The 13,319-nt window shown below is 61.8% G+C and carries 13 protein-coding genes and 2 pseudogenes; 8 read left to right on the forward strand and 7 right to left on the reverse strand.

What is annotated here, in order from left to right; genetic code table 11:
• The first annotated feature begins 77 nt into the window (after window positions 1–77).
• Both QFZ94_RS39480 and QFZ94_RS39485 read left to right on the forward strand, forming a co-directional pair.
• A complete protein-coding gene (locus tag QFZ94_RS39480; RefSeq protein ID WP_013093592.1) occupies window positions 78–347 on the forward strand; it encodes a MoaD/ThiS family protein in 270 nt (89 codons plus the stop codon).
• Between the two features lie 32 nt (window positions 348–379).
• On the forward strand, window positions 380–1,534 hold the full coding sequence (locus QFZ94_RS39485; RefSeq protein WP_429463350.1) for a WD40/YVTN/BNR-like repeat-containing protein: 1,155 nt from the start codon (window positions 380–382) through the stop codon (window positions 1,532–1,534).
• Between the two features lie 476 nt (window positions 1,535–2,010).
• Here QFZ94_RS39485 and QFZ94_RS39490 read toward each other — a convergent pair whose 3' ends face one another.
• Complete coding sequence (locus QFZ94_RS39490) at window positions 2,011–3,117, reverse strand: transglutaminase domain-containing protein (protein ID WP_429463352.1); 1,107 nt, start codon at window positions 3,115–3,117, stop codon at window positions 2,011–2,013.
• 361 nt (window positions 3,118–3,478) lie between these two features.
• Between QFZ94_RS39490 and QFZ94_RS39495 the strand changes: the two genes are divergently transcribed.
• Window positions 3,479–4,276, forward strand: a complete 798-nt coding sequence (locus QFZ94_RS39495) for a hypothetical protein (protein ID WP_429463354.1) — start codon at window positions 3,479–3,481, stop codon at window positions 4,274–4,276.
• Window positions 4,277–4,741: 465 nt separating this feature from the next.
• Entirely contained in the window at window positions 4,742–5,428 is a 687-nt protein-coding gene (locus tag QFZ94_RS39500; RefSeq protein WP_429463356.1) for a hypothetical protein, read from the forward strand.
• Between the two features lie 315 nt (window positions 5,429–5,743).
• Here QFZ94_RS39500 and QFZ94_RS39505 read toward each other — a convergent pair.
• Window positions 5,744–5,953: pseudogene (locus tag QFZ94_RS39505) on the reverse strand (FAD-binding oxidoreductase); the annotation flags it as partial.
• Between QFZ94_RS39505 and QFZ94_RS39510 the strand changes: the two are divergent.
• A pseudogene (locus QFZ94_RS39510) lies at window positions 5,954–6,726 on the forward strand (flavin reductase family protein); the annotation flags it as partial.
• Window positions 6,727–6,922: 196 nt separating this feature from the next.
• Here the strand turns inward: QFZ94_RS39510 and QFZ94_RS39515 are convergent.
• Entirely contained in the window at window positions 6,923–8,032 is a 1,110-nt protein-coding gene (locus QFZ94_RS39515; protein WP_410848361.1) for an S-(hydroxymethyl)glutathione dehydrogenase/class III alcohol dehydrogenase, read from the reverse strand.
• Between the two features lie 55 nt (window positions 8,033–8,087).
• Window positions 8,088–8,363 (reverse strand): formaldehyde-responsive transcriptional repressor FrmR, encoded by a 276-nt coding sequence (gene frmR, locus QFZ94_RS39520; RefSeq protein ID WP_368581437.1) that lies wholly within the window; start codon window positions 8,361–8,363, stop codon window positions 8,088–8,090.
• A 166-nt stretch (window positions 8,364–8,529) separates the two neighbouring features.
• Here frmR and QFZ94_RS39525 point away from each other — a divergent pair, with 166 nt between their 5' ends.
• Together QFZ94_RS39525 and QFZ94_RS39530 are read left to right on the forward strand one after the other, a co-directional pair.
• Window positions 8,530–8,931, forward strand: coding sequence for a zinc ribbon domain-containing protein (locus QFZ94_RS39525; protein ID WP_368581438.1), 402 nt, complete (start codon window positions 8,530–8,532; stop codon window positions 8,929–8,931).
• On the forward strand, window positions 8,928–9,548 hold the full coding sequence (locus QFZ94_RS39530; RefSeq protein ID WP_410848362.1) for an HD domain-containing protein: 621 nt from the start codon (window positions 8,928–8,930) through the stop codon (window positions 9,546–9,548). Before QFZ94_RS39525 ends, QFZ94_RS39530 begins: the two co-directional genes overlap by 4 nt.
• 312 nt (window positions 9,549–9,860) lie before the next feature.
• On the opposite strand, the gene QFZ94_RS39535 is transcribed toward QFZ94_RS39530, so the two are convergent.
• Window positions 9,861–10,634 (reverse strand): SDR family oxidoreductase, encoded by a 774-nt coding sequence (locus tag QFZ94_RS39535; RefSeq protein WP_429463359.1) that lies wholly within the window; start codon window positions 10,632–10,634, stop codon window positions 9,861–9,863.
• 125 nt (window positions 10,635–10,759) lie between these two features.
• Here QFZ94_RS39535 and QFZ94_RS39540 point away from each other — a divergent pair, with 125 nt between their 5' ends.
• A complete protein-coding gene (locus tag QFZ94_RS39540) occupies window positions 10,760–11,371 on the forward strand; it encodes a TetR/AcrR family transcriptional regulator (RefSeq protein WP_429463361.1) in 612 nt (203 codons plus the stop codon).
• Between the two features lie 300 nt (window positions 11,372–11,671).
• On the opposite strand, the gene QFZ94_RS39545 is transcribed toward QFZ94_RS39540, so the two are convergent.
• Both QFZ94_RS39545 and QFZ94_RS39550 read right to left on the reverse strand, forming a co-directional pair.
• Entirely contained in the window at window positions 11,672–12,379 is a 708-nt protein-coding gene (locus tag QFZ94_RS39545; RefSeq protein WP_429463363.1) for an alpha/beta fold hydrolase, read from the reverse strand.
• Window positions 12,380–12,412: 33 nt separating this feature from the next.
• Window positions 12,413–13,291 carry a DMT family transporter gene (locus QFZ94_RS39550; RefSeq protein ID WP_429463365.1) on the reverse strand — a complete coding sequence of 293 codons (879 nt, stop codon included), beginning with the start codon at window positions 13,289–13,291 and terminating at the stop codon, window positions 12,413–12,415.
• Between the last annotated feature and the right edge of the window lie 28 nt (window positions 13,292–13,319).

Below are 13,319 nucleotides of genomic sequence, written 5' to 3' on the forward strand. Positions count from 1 at the left end.
GCAACTCAACCGAAAGCGGGGAATCGCCTAGACTACAGAACCGACGGACGCTGTCGTCCCCGCGACTCTATCCGGCCATGGCGCATATCTTTTTCGCAGCTTCGATTCAGCGGCATATCGCAACGCCCGAGCGCGAGATCGACGCGCGCACACTCGGCGAAGCGCTCGAAGCCGTGTTCGTCGCGCAGCCTCGACTGCGCGGCTACATCCTTGACGATCAGGGCTCGCTGCGACCGCATCTCGCGGTGTTCGTCGACGGCCGGCGGGTCCACGACCGGGAACATCTGTCCGACGCGCTCGGCGAGCAAAGCCGGGTTTACGTGGTTCAGGCGCTGTCGGGCGGGTGAGAGGGCCATCAGTACTCGAGGAGTCACTCGATATGAGCGATCGATTGCTTGTCGCGACCCGCAAGGGCCTGTTCGATGTCAGAGCCGACGGTGAGCGCGGCTGGCACGTCGGCGATCTGCATTTCGCCGGCGAGCCAGTGAGTATGGTGCTGCCCGATCCCCGCGACAGCTCGCTGTATGCGGCGCTCAATCTTGGCCACTTCGGCGTGAAGCTGCATCGCCGGCGCGCGGGCATGACGGATTGGGAAGAGTGCGCGGTTCCGGTCTACCCGCCGCAGCCTGCCGACGAGACGCCTGCCGCAGACGGCGCGCACGCGAGCGCAGGCGCCGACAGCGATGACGAAGCCGCGCCCAGCCGGCCGGCCACTCCCTGGACGCTTCAGCAGATCTGGTCGCTCGAAACAGGCGGCCCGGACGAGCCGGGTGTCTTGTGGGCCGGCACGATTCCGGGCGGGCTTTTCCGTTCCGGCGATGGCGGCGACACATGGGTGCTCAACCGCGCGCTGTGGGATCGCCCGGAGCGCCGTGAATGGTTCGGAGGCGGCTACGACGCGGCGGGAATCCATTCCGTGATGGTCGATCCGCGCGACAGCCGGCACGTGACGATCGGTGTGTCGTGCGGCGGCGTCTGGCAAACCGACGACGGCGGCGCGAGCTGGCGCGTGAGTGCCGAGGGCATGGAAGCCGACTACATGCCGCCGGAGCGGCGCGGCGAAGCCAACGTGCAAGACCCGCACCGCGTCGTGCAATGTCCGGCAAACCCGGATGCGCTGTGGACTCAGCATCACTGCGCCATCTTCCGCTCGATCGACGGTGCGGCTCACTGGCAGCGGATCGAAGCGCAGCCGTCGAGCTTCGGCTTCGCGGTTGCCGTCCATCCGCGCGACCCGGACACCGCGTGGTTCGTGCCTGCCGTGAAAGACCAGTGCCGCATTCCGGTGGACGGCCAATTCGTCGTCACGCGCACACGCGACGGCGGCCGCACGTTCGAACGCTTCTCGAGCGGGTTGCCGCAAACACCGGCGTATGACCTTGTGTATCGGCACGGGCTCGCGGTAGATGACACTGGCATGCGCCTCGCGATGGGGTCGACCACCGGTTCGCTCTGGGCGTCCGACGACGGTGGCGAAAACTGGCAATTGATTTCGGCGCATTTGCCGCCTGTCTATTGTGTCCGGTTTGGATGAGGGACCTGCGTCAGAAGATCGAGGGCGGGCAATGGGACGGACCGCGCGAATTTCCGCAGCGGCCCGTCGCGCGCGCTAACTCATGATTGGTGCCATCGCAGTTTCGATCCGGGACACCTGGTTCGCGGTAATCATGCTGCCGAGGGCATGACTAAAGCGCGGTTCCTGCACACCAGAAATGATGTATTGCCACCGGTATCTGAACCGGGGACTCGACATCGTCCGGACCTTACCTCGCACGCCGGCGCTGCTCAGGCATGAACTCGATTATTAAAAGGTCATGGGCGTGACGATGATGGCGGCGAAGGGCTGGGCTGCCAAAGAAGTGCTCGACGCCTATACGCGGGCCCGTTCGCTATGCGAGGAGCTAGCGGACGAGAGCGAGTTGTTCACCGTACTGCGAGGCGAAGGGCAATACCGGATGTTCCGGGGCGGCGGGATTCCACTGTGCAGGTGGCGCGCCATGCCCACCTCGGTCAACGTGCCGCCACGCGTATCAATCTTGCCGCCGGACCCGGCTTCGCCAGCGCGTCTGCCTGGTCAACGGCGACGCGCCACTTCGGAAACGTGCCGGAGCCGTCGACTGTCCACGACTCGCCCATTTCGTCGACATACATCGCGTTCGGGCTTCGCCCGGCCGCCGACGCGCGCCGCAGCGCGCCCGGCGCAGCGCGTTCGAACGACCGGCTGCCCAGTTCGTTGAACACTGTCGCCAGCGGCCGCCGCGCCTGGCCAGACCGGCTGAGCGGTGCGGCAAGCGGTCCGGCGGGCGCACGCAGCACCGCGTCGGCGCGCTCGCGGCCGGCGAGGATTGCACCGAGCAGCGTGGACGGACCGCTCGAAGCCGATGTCTCGTTGGACGCATCGGCGGCGCGCTTCGCGTTCGGTGAATCCAGTGCGAGCGGTTCGCTCGCGCCATCGATCCGCACGACGAGGATCACGTGCCAGTCGTCCGGCGTGTTGTTGTAGCGCGGCGCGAGCGACACGAGACGCAGCCGCTCGATCTCGAAACCCGCGTCGCGCAGCAGCAGGTATTTGGCGACGGCGAAATCCTTGCATACGCCGCTTTCGGCAAAGAATCGTGCCGGCGTGTAGTAGCTGCCGTCGGTTCCGTCGCGGTAGCGGACCTCGTTGACGAGCGCGTCAGCGAGCAGCACGGCTGACGCATCGCCGGCCTTCGCGCGCTCTGCCCGCACCTGCGTAACGAGACGGGTCCAGCCGGCGGGTTCGCGCATCAGGTGTCCGCGCAGCGCCTCGCGCAGGCGCTGCACGCGGCCGATCGCATCCGACGATGGTTCGAGCTGCCTGTCGGCAAGCGGCAGCAGGAACATCAGGTCGCCGACTTGCGCGAGTTCCGGGCGTATTTTGCGGTTGGCTTCCCACCACGTCCCGGTGCGTAGGCGCTCGATGCCGGCTTTCAGCTCGTGAGGCGTCGCCGAATCGCTGGGGCTCGCGTCGAGCGTGCCGGACGCATAGCGTTGCGATGCGTCTGGCAGGATCGCGGCGCCGGCGACGACCGGCAACAGTACCGCGGCTGCGAGCGAGCACTGGAGAAAGCAGAGGAGCAGTCGAGCGAGTGGCATAGGTAGACTCCAGGAAGCCACACCGGACGCCGATGCGCGACAGTGTTTTCGAAGTCCCTGGGATGGCGTCTTACGCCATTCAGCGCAGGGCAACGCTGGCTGGACCCAACACTGCACGCGACGTGCCAATTCGTCATATTTCTCTACCTCATTGATTTACAAGGAAATTGGCTTTGCGGTTCGGGCGCCGCAAACGCCCCTTGACGCCCATCGCCCAACAGACACGCGATACCTGTTGGCGTCACTCGCACACTTTGAGTTGACGGAAGCTGGAGGCCGTGTCTCCGTTACCATCGCTGATGGGGATCCTCGACGAAACAGGCGACCGCGCGGAACTATCCGAGAGCATTGGGAGGCTTGAATGGCTGCTGAGCACGACACGTTGCATCCACTCCGCCCGCTCCTGAAGAACTGGATCTGGGAGCATGGACGAATCGGGACTCGCTATCTGGACTGTATCGATGGCGAAATCAAGTTTGATGAAGGCAAGAAATCGCGCTTTGCGGCCGAAAAATATATCTACGTGCCGCTCGATCCGGACGCTGACGACGACACATCTGCGGATGGCCCGCCGATCCAGGAAGCGGGACTTGCCCGGTTTTTGCGGGCAGCGCAATTGGGCAAGCCAGATGAGGCCGGCTCGGTAGCGGAGATCCACCGCGCGGTTCAGGACTGCGTGGAGCTCGGGGTGTTCAGCGCATATCAGTCGGACGCGCGGGAGGCATTCGCGCGCTATGCGAACGAGCCGATGTTCGAGGATGAAATCCGCGCGGCAGTCATCGCTGACATCCGGCGCGGTTACGCGGGCCTGCGCAAGCAACTGGCGCTGTACGATTTCAGCGTGCTTTACGGTCTGGCCATGCCGCTGCTTATCAGCGAGACGCCCTTCATCGACTGGCGCACGCGAGGGAGTCCAGCGGTACCGTTCGTATCGCTTCCGCTTGGACCTTACTGCCTGCTGGTAGGCGCGCCGTCCGGCAGGAGTACCCGGGTGGGCCCGGTGGTCTGGAAGGCTGCGACCTCGATGGGGCCGCTGAAGGACCACAACCGGAAAATCGAGGAGCACGCACGCTTGTGGCTGGTAGCGACCACGGACGACCAACTCGTCGCGATACAACGCCGCTTCGCTGCGGTCAGGGGCCCCAAGCCAGACACATGAAGCCCCGGCTGAACTGCGCGGTTCCTTCAGGGCGGTTGTAAATCAAGCGCTGCCTTAACCGGAGGTTCATTGCTCCGATGAAACGGGACGATGTGCATCGTGGACTCACCAAGGTGCTGTTCAAACGTACAGTAGCGCGCACTTCATGTAACGGCCTAGACTTAACATGTGGATATGGACTAGAACGCGGAGCGAGTTATGGTCACGAGGACTGTCCGACGGACACTTTCCAGTCTGACTTCGGCGATTACGCATGCGCCCACCAGTAAGCGTCGGATCGAACATACCGTGAAATCGGCTCAGCAAAGAGCGGACGAGGCCTGGAGGCGCACGACTCACGGACCGCAAAACTCCCTGGTACGTAAAGATCCGAAGGGGTAATTTTCGCAAGGCAGACGCAAGGCCGAACCCGTCGGATTGGACGCATATGCTGCTTCTCCCAGAACCGGATGCGGAGGCACCACTATGTCGAGCAAAAGCGATAGGGACACCAGATCCACCCGATTGAATCCCGGCAATCCAGCCTCCGCGAGTTCTCGAGCGGGCAACTTCCGCGACGATGACGACGATGGGGAACCCATCTCTTACGTCGATCGGTACTTTTACACTCCGCCTCGCGCGACCCCGTTCCAGGTGATAGGGCAGTACGGAGTCGGGGTGGTTTCACAGGAAGGCGAAGCGAGGTTTGTCACCTTTCGTCTGGAAGCTACCGCGAGCGCGACCCTCCTTTATTCCCACTCGAGCCTGCAGTCGCGCATGGAGGACTATTTCGAGCGTTTCGCGATCCATGTGCATGGGCTGTTCCACATGCACTTCAAGGCTCCGCCGGTGTTGTATGTGCAGTTTGACGGAACATCTGGCCGGCTGCCGTGGCACGTTCCGCTCGACCTGGAACAACCAGAGACAATGCGGACGTTTCTGATGTCGCACAAGCCGTTCATGAACTGCGCACCCGCTCCCGATGCAGTGATCGAACTGTTATGTGACCGCCTCAGCGAACCAGGCGAGGATTGGGGTACTTTCCAGGTGCCGCATCGAGACGCTTCGGATCTGACATTCATCTACGCCACGCGCTGCAACGCTGAGATTGAGAAAAATTCCCGCCCGGGCGCGACAGCGTTCGAGACGACAAGAACGAGAACGATCATTTGAATTGACGCGTCGATCATTGCGTTTCCTGGCCTGGCAGCCGGAGTAAACTGGATTTGCGGCGTCGTTACCGCACAAGGAGATCGAGATGAAATTCGCCGAAATGTTCAGGTTCGCAAGGCGGAGCCCCAAGGCTGGTCAGGCAGCCGACGGAGAACATCAGCATGATCACGGCAAGTCGGCGCAAAAGGAAGCGAGAAAGCAGTGGGACGTAGTCGCTCGCAATCGTCATAAGCACGCGAAGTGGCAATAGGACACGACGACTGGGCCACGGAGACAAAGAACAAGGCGTGGTAGTCGTATTTCGGTTTACATCGGCTCGACACCCTCCCTCATGTTCTCGTGCAGCCAGTTCGACATGATGCCGCCCGGCGTGCGCTTGACCGTAATGGAAAGCGTATGGGGGCGTGTCGGCGGCGAAGAGATCGTGTAGCAACGGCTGACCTCCTTGCCGGCGATCTCGGCGGACACCGTAATGAACTGGCCCGGCTCAAAGTTGAAGAGCCGGCCGTCCCGGGCGCTAAACACGAGCTGAAAGCCTTCGGACCCTCGGGCGTATTCACACCTTCTTCGGACCCCGCTGCAAGGCTTCTGTATCTTGCGGCGGGATCGGGAGTGACACCGTTGCTGTCAATGACGCGGGCGGCGCTCGACCTCGGCCTGAATCGCGACATCGTGTTTATTCATAGCGCCCGGACGCCGGCAGACATCATCTTTCGCAACGAGCTTGCGTGCTTGTGCGCACTCTCGGACAAGCTCCGGGTCGTGCACGTATGCGAGGCGACCGGGAACGAGCCGGATTGGTCGGGTCCCGTGGGGCGTCTTGATCTTGAACTGTTGAGCCGGCATGTGCCGGACTACCGCGATCATGAAGTGTTCATCTGCGGCCCGGGCGGCTATATGGACGCTTCCGAAAGATGCTCGAGGAAGGTGGGCACGATCCCTCCGGATATCATCAGGAAAGCTTCAACTTCGCGGAGACTGTGGAGTGCGCCGAAGGGCCGGGCGCGCAGTCCACCGCAGAAGCGAGCGGGCAGATAGGCTATACGGTGCAGCTGGCGCGCTCGGGTCGCACGTTCATGATGGACGGTTCGCAGACGGTGCTCGTCGCCGCGCGCAAGGACGGTGTGCCCTTGCCATCGTCATGCAGCCAGGGCATATGCGGGACCTGCAAGACGAAAGTCCTCGAAGGCTCGGTGGACATGAAGCACAACGGAGGCATCCGCCCGCGTGAAATCGACAAGGGCATGCGCTTGATGTGCTGCAGCCGGCCGACTTCGGATCTGATTCTCGATCTGTAGCTTTTCCGATTCCGGGGAGCCCTCGGCCCGGAGCATCCTCGATTGCCCATGCAGCGCCGGCGAACGCAATACCTGATCGGTGCCGGGACCATGGGCAAATTGTCGAGCGACGCGTCGGCGCCTCGCGTACGAGCAGTTGGCGTGGTCAACGGACGGACGAATTGCCGAGACCCAGGCCTCTCTCCGTCCTTCGGTGTCAGTAGTGAACCACGGTCCGGATCGATTTGCCCTCGTGCATCAAATCGAACGCTTCATTGATGCCGGACAGCGGCCTCGTGTGGGTGACGAACGGCGCGAGCTGGATCTTGCCCTCCATCGCGTCTTCCACCATGCCGGGCAGTTCCGAGCGGCCCTTCACGCCGCCAAAGGCCGTGCCCAGCCAGCGGCGGCCGGTCACGAGCTGGAACGGACGGGTGGAGATTTCCTGGCCCGCACCGGCCACGCCAATGACGACCGACTGGCCCCAGCCACGGTGCGCGCATTCGAGCGCCGCCCGCATCACGTTGACGTTGCCGATGCATTCGAAGCTGTGGTCCACACCCCAGCCCGTCATTTCGACGATGACCTGCTGGATCGGCTTTTCGTGATCATTGGGGTTGACGCAATCGGTCGCCCCGAAGGCGCGCGCAAGGTCGAACTTGCCCGGATTGGTGTCGATGGCGATGATGCGGCCAGCCTTGGCGAGCTTGGCGCCCTGGATCACGGCGAGGCCAATGCCGCCCAGCCCGAATACGGCGACGGTATCGCCTTCCTGAACCTTGGCGGTGTTCTTCACCGCGCCCAGACCCGTGGTCACGCCGCAGCCGAGTAGGCACACCTGCTCGGGATTGGCCTGCGGGTTGATTTTGGCGAGCGACACCTCGGCCACCACGGTGTACTCGCTGAACGTGGAGCAGCCCATGTAGTGATAGAGAGGCTGGCCGTTGTAGCTGAAGCGGGTCGTGCCGTCCGGCATCACGCCCTTGCCCTGCGTGGCGCGCACGGACACGCACAGATTGGTCTTGCCGCTCTTGCAGAACAGACACTCGCCACACTCCGCGGTGTAGAGCGGGATCACGTGATCGCCGGGTTTTACGCTCGTCACGCCTTCACCCACTTCCACGACGATGCCGGCGCCCTCGTGACCGAGCACGACGGGGAAGAGGCCTTCGGGATCGTCCCCCGAGAGGGTGAAGGCATCGGTATGGCAAACACCGGTATGCGTAATCTTGATCAGCACCTCGCCCTTGCGAGGCGGTTCGACGTCGATCTCGACGATCTCGAGGGGCTTACCTGGCGCAAACGCAACTGCAGCACGCGATTTCATAGTGGTCCTGTTAAGAAAGGGGCGGCCAATTGCGGGTTGGAAATCCCGCATTCAACTAGCGTAGATAGGTTCGAACGAGGGTCACGACATCGTCGATCGACCCCGATGGGGCATCCGCGGATCCCGCAAGGTGCGTGAACTCCTCGCGCAGATGACTTTCGAGCACACCGGCCATCACCCCGTTGATCGCGCCGCGGATGGCAGCCAGTTGCTGGAGCACCGGCGCGCAATCGGCGCCATCCTGCAGCGCGCGCTCGAGCGCGTCCAGCTGGCCGCGGACCCTGCGCACGCGTGTCAGGACGCGTTTCTTTTCTTCGACGGAATGAGGCATGACAGCGACGATGTGTGGATACTAGGGGGCAGTATAGGGCAATACTTTTCGGGAGTATAGCTTTCCGGGGATTCGGCGGCCGAAATACCAGGTGAATAGCCGGACTGCTACCGTGGTGCATCCGGCGCATAATGAATTCCTACTGGTCGTGCCGCGGCGAGGTTGTATGCGCTGCACAAACTGCGGATTCGATAATCTCAGCAGGGCCAGGGTCTGCGAAGCCTGCGTGACCATGCTGACGTGCGTGTGTCCCCGTTGCGGGCGCGGGTCCGCCGCAACCGCCCGATTCTGTAGCAAGTGCGGGGCGCCGCTCAGCGAAACGCCGGAGCCGGCGAGCTCCGTCCAGCAACCACCGCCTGCACCGGTCAACTACACGCCCCATCATCTTGCCGAGCGTATCCGTGCCGAGCACGTCGCGATGGAAGCAAGAGGCGAAACTCGCGCGGCACTACGCGGATATCTGTCGACGCTCCAGCATCGACATTCGCGCGGAGTTTCTCTGAGCAGCCTGCTGACTAAAGCGTCTGGCAGTCGTAGTGAGCCGAAGTGCGCGAAGGAGCAGAGATGACCCACTTGCAGGAACGCTTCGTCGAGTTGTGGACGCGCTGCGGCGGCGCACGCGCTGAGGCGGTCTATGCCGACCTCGCGCAACGTTACGGCGAACCCATTCGTCACTATCACACGCTGCGTCACGTTCGCCGCTGTCTGCGCTATTTCGATGTGGCGCGCAGCGCGATTCCGCATCCTGATCTCGTGGAACTTGCGCTGTGGTGCCACGACATCATCTATGTTCCAGGCGCAAGCGACAACGAACAGCGCAGCGCGGACTGGCTTCGACGCTCGGCCGGCGATCGCATTGCGATGTGTCAGCGCATCTGCGAAATGGTCCTCGCTACCCGTCATATCGGCGCGCCGGAAGAACTCGATGAACGCTTTACGTGCGACATCGACCTCGCTGTGCTAGGCGCCGCGAGATCCCGGTTTCTGGCGGAAGGAGTGCGCGTGCGCAGAGAGCGCTCCGACCTCGACGACCTCGCGTATGACTTGCAGGAACGAAAGTTCCTCGGCAGCCTGCTTGCACGACCTCGCATCTATTTCACGGACTATTTCCACGCGAGATGCGAGATGCGTGCTCGCGGGAATCTCACGTGGCGGCTCGCGTCGGAGACGCCGGGATCGCGGTAGACCCGGACGCGAGAGCGGGGCTCGCAGACCTCAGCGATGTGGCTTGAAAAGGAGACCCCGGCAGCGAACCGCCGGGGTCGTACTTGCCGCGCGCTGCGAAGTCGCCGCAAGCTCTGCACTTCGGGGTGCTTAATCCCGGGATCAATGCAGCATGCCCAACATGGTCCGGTCGTTGAAGTCGTACACTGGAGATCCCGGACCACGTTGATGCCATTGTTGATCTCGCGGCGATGAAAACGAAGCAGCAGATGGCACCGATTGGAGCACAGCAGTTGGAACTAGTGCGCTCGGTGGATTTACCGGGCGCAATGCTTAGAGCCGGGCGCCGCCTGTCGCGTCGATCACCTGTCCCGTAGTCCAGCGTGCGTCATTCGAAGCCAGGAAGGTGATGACGTCAGCGACGTCGTCAGCTCGACCTACTCGCGAGAATACCGACATCGCCTCCGCGCCGGCGCGCGCCTCCGGTACGGTGAGCCACTCCGCATTCATGTCCGTGTCCGTCACGCCCGGCATGACCGTATTGACCGTGATGCCGCGACGCCCGAACTCAGGGGCAAGCGCCAGCGTCAGGGTCTCAACGGCACCTTTCGATGCGGCGTACGCGGGATGCGTTGGAGCGGCGACACGCGTAAAGCCCGTCGAAACGTTGATGATTCGTCCATTGTCGCGAATGTGATCGGAAACGGCCTGGATCAGAAAGAACGGTGCCTTGAAGTTGACCGTCAGCACCTCGTCGAAGGTCGCCTCACTGGTTTCAGACAAGGGAATCCCCGGTGCAATGCCGGCGTTGTTGACCAGAATGTCAAGCCGAGGCTCACCGGTGGCGGCAATCGCGGCTGCCTTGAACTGCTCCCAGATACTGTCCGTTGCTTGTTTCCCGCGGCTCAAGTCCGCTTTGATGGCGACGGCTTTTGCTCCGAGGGCCTCGATCTCGCGAACGGTGGCGTGAGCAGCATCCGCGTTGCTGCCGTAATGCACGCCGATGAGCGCGGCTCCTTCTCGCGCGAAGGCCAGCGCCACAGCACGGCCGATACCCCGCGAGCTTCCCGTTATGATGGCCGTTTTACCTGAAAGTTTTCCAGACATCATTCATTCCTTTTCGAATTGAATAGTGATCGTTATATTAATAACGCTGAAAACACGCTGTCAATGTTTTTTATAGGAATCGCTACAAAATGAGTCACCCCGCCCGAAAACGTGGCAGACCGAGGTTGCTGGAGCGCGACGTGGGGCTTGATGTCGCCGCGCGGCTGTTCTGGGAGCATGGATACGAGGGCACCTCGATAGCCGATCTGACCGAGGCCATGGGTATTCCGCCGCCGTCCCTCTACGCAACGTTCGGCTCAAAGGAGGAGCTTTATAGACAGGCGGTCGACCACATTAGCAAGCGTGAGAACGGGAAGTGGCTGGAAGCGCTGCAAGGAGACATGCCCGCCTACGATGCGATAGCGTTCTACCTGCACGACGCCGCGGCACGCTTTACCGACCCCGGAAGGCCGCGCGGCTGCATGATTTCGACGGCTGTTCTTCAATATGCCGAAAAGAGCGAATCCGTCGCACGGGCGGTCGCCGAGCGGCGGGAGTCCTGGTTCCAGGCCGTCAAGGCACGCTTTGACCGTGCCGTCGCCGAGGGTGAGCTTGCCCCGGAGACCGACACTGAAGCTCTCGCCCGCTTTTACGAGGCGGTCGTGCAAGGCATGTCGGCGCAAGCCTGCGACGGGGCATGCAGGGCAATATTGAAGCGACTGGCTGATATTGCGCTGTCGGCATGGCCTCAACCTCAACCTCAACCTCAACCTCGTCGCAGGAAACCGGTTGCGTGAGTGGATGGGTCCGGAATTGGCAAGGTCTGCCTGGATATGCGAATCCCGCGCGGCCGGCCACTTGCAGTCTTCGGAGATGGGTTGCCGCGAAATAGTGAAAACCTTCCAGCTATGCTTCTGGAACAGTTTTACGGTCGCATGTCCGATTCCGCGACTCGCACCGGTAAACAACATATAGCGGGTTGGCTTATCCGTGTGTGGCGATTCGGAAAGTTGACTGCTCGATGCGGGTACCGGGTTCATGTTTCGCCGGCGATAGCGCCGTCCTTAAGACGTTGGGGCAATCTGAACCGCGAGACCTCAATGCGTCGCTTCCGCCAGCAGTAGCGCAGCCAGGTCCGCCGGACGATCCAGCATGATGGAGTGACCACACGGAATATCGTGGACCTTCCATCGGGGGGCGTCCTTCAATCGGGCATACGTCTCGACAAACCAATCGCCTCCGTTATCGCTCGCGAATACATAGGTGCGGTTAGCAACGGGTGCCGAATCCACTCCTGCGCGGACGCCTTGAACGAACGTGGCCAGCGGCTGCGGCACCGACATCCTGTCGACCCAGGCGGCGTCTGCTTCATTTACATTGAATAGGGCTGCTGGAATAGGCGGAATCATTCCGCCGGATTGGCCCGCCTGCGTGAGGAAAGCCAGCGCGGTCTCGGCGCCGGTAATATCGACAAGTGACTGCCCATCGGCTGGCGCGTAGGCATCGAGATAGAAAAGCCTGCGGATGCGCTCCCCGATTTCATGCGCTACACCAGTTATGACGAGGCCGCCATACGAGTGACCGCACAAGATTGCGTCGGTGATGTCCTCGTACTTGAAGACGTTAACAATGTCCTGAATGTGAGTGTCCAGGTTGATCGCCCGGTCGGCCAGGTGAGAGCGTTCGCCGAGGCCGGTCAGCGTGGGAGTGTAGACATCATGTCCGGCCTCGCGAAGGTGGCGGGCGACTCTTGCGTACACCCAGCCGCCCTGAAAAGCACCATGAACTAGCACGAATTTCGCCATGACGATTGTTCCTTCTGTTTCCTTGTGAGCGATTCACTGCGCCCTGTCTCCGGTACGCGGCTTGGTGGAGATCGGCCACTGGCTGAGCGCGACTCCGAAAACGCAGATAATGGCGCCCAAAATCAGCGTAGGGGTAATGGGTTCATGCCTGAAGGCGACGCCAGCGCCAATCGCGAAGAATGATTGAAGCAACGCGTAGGGGGCAACCCGAGCCATCGAGAATCGGGCTATAAGCCAGAACCAGATCGTAAATGCGACGATTCCGCCGAGCATCACGGTAAAGGCGAAAGCCAGCCACTCTGAACTTGACGCCCTCTGAAGCGCGTCGATCTGCCCACCTTCCACGATCATCGAAAGTCCAAGAAGCTGGAATGCCGTGAAGAGCGATACCCAGGCGAAGAGCATCACAGGATCGAAAGGGCCGAATTTCTTTGCGAGTACGTTGCCCATCGCCAACCCGAAGGCAGACGCGATCACGAATAGAGTCGGAATGGTCGAGACCTTCAACCCCGGATCGGCGATTGACAGGACCACACCGCATAGCGCGAAGCCGACGCCGATCACCATTCGGGCAGAGGGCCTCTCTCCAAGCATTGGCCAGGCAAGCATCAGGGTAAAGGGCGTCCAAAGCTGATTGGCAATCCCGGCGATTCCCGCCGGCGATTGCGTCAATCCTATGAATGAACACGCGAAATTCACCCCTCCCATGAAACAGGAAATCAGGAAGATCGGCCAAATCTCCGGGCCCCGAATTCGTGCCACGAACGGAATAAGAATCGCGGCAATCACGGCAAATCGCAGGCCCGCGAAGAAGAGCGGTGGCAGCACCGTGAGCCCCGCTTTTACGACGACAAACTGAAATCCCCACAGCAAAGGAACAAGCAGCGCCGCTGCTATATGAATAGCTTCCATTGATAACTAAACCAATCAGTCCATAAAT

The organism is Paraburkholderia sp. JPY465, assembly GCF_050436725.1.
Classification (GTDB): domain Bacteria; phylum Pseudomonadota; class Gammaproteobacteria; order Burkholderiales; family Burkholderiaceae; genus Paraburkholderia; species Paraburkholderia youngii.

Coding starts and splice junctions, on each gene's coding strand:
- QFZ94_RS39550 (WP_429463365.1), bottom strand. CDS start 13,291: ATGGAAGCTATTCATATAGCAGCGGCGCTGCTTGTTCCTTTGCTGTGG.
- QFZ94_RS39495 (WP_429463354.1), top strand. CDS start 3,479: ATGGCTGCTGAGCACGACACGTTGCATCCACTCCGCCCGCTCCTGAAG.
- QFZ94_RS39530 (WP_410848362.1), top strand. CDS start 8,928: ATGACCCACTTGCAGGAACGCTTCGTCGAGTTGTGGACGCGCTGCGGC.
- QFZ94_RS39535 (WP_429463359.1), bottom strand. CDS start 10,634: ATGTCTGGAAAACTTTCAGGTAAAACGGCCATCATAACGGGAAGCTCG.
- QFZ94_RS39515 (WP_410848361.1), bottom strand. CDS start 8,032: ATGAAATCGCGTGCTGCAGTTGCGTTTGCGCCAGGTAAGCCCCTCGAG.
- QFZ94_RS39490 (WP_429463352.1), bottom strand. CDS start 3,117: ATGCCACTCGCTCGACTGCTCCTCTGCTTTCTCCAGTGCTCGCTCGCA.
- QFZ94_RS39480 (WP_013093592.1), top strand. CDS start 78: ATGGCGCATATCTTTTTCGCAGCTTCGATTCAGCGGCATATCGCAACG.
- frmR (WP_368581437.1), bottom strand. CDS start 8,363: ATGCCTCATTCCGTCGAAGAAAAGAAACGCGTCCTGACACGCGTGCGC.
- QFZ94_RS39525 (WP_368581438.1), top strand. CDS start 8,530: ATGCGCTGCACAAACTGCGGATTCGATAATCTCAGCAGGGCCAGGGTC.
- QFZ94_RS39545 (WP_429463363.1), bottom strand. CDS start 12,379: ATGGCGAAATTCGTGCTAGTTCATGGTGCTTTTCAGGGCGGCTGGGTG.
- QFZ94_RS39500 (WP_429463356.1), top strand. CDS start 4,742: ATGTCGAGCAAAAGCGATAGGGACACCAGATCCACCCGATTGAATCCC.
- QFZ94_RS39485 (WP_429463350.1), top strand. CDS start 380: ATGAGCGATCGATTGCTTGTCGCGACCCGCAAGGGCCTGTTCGATGTC.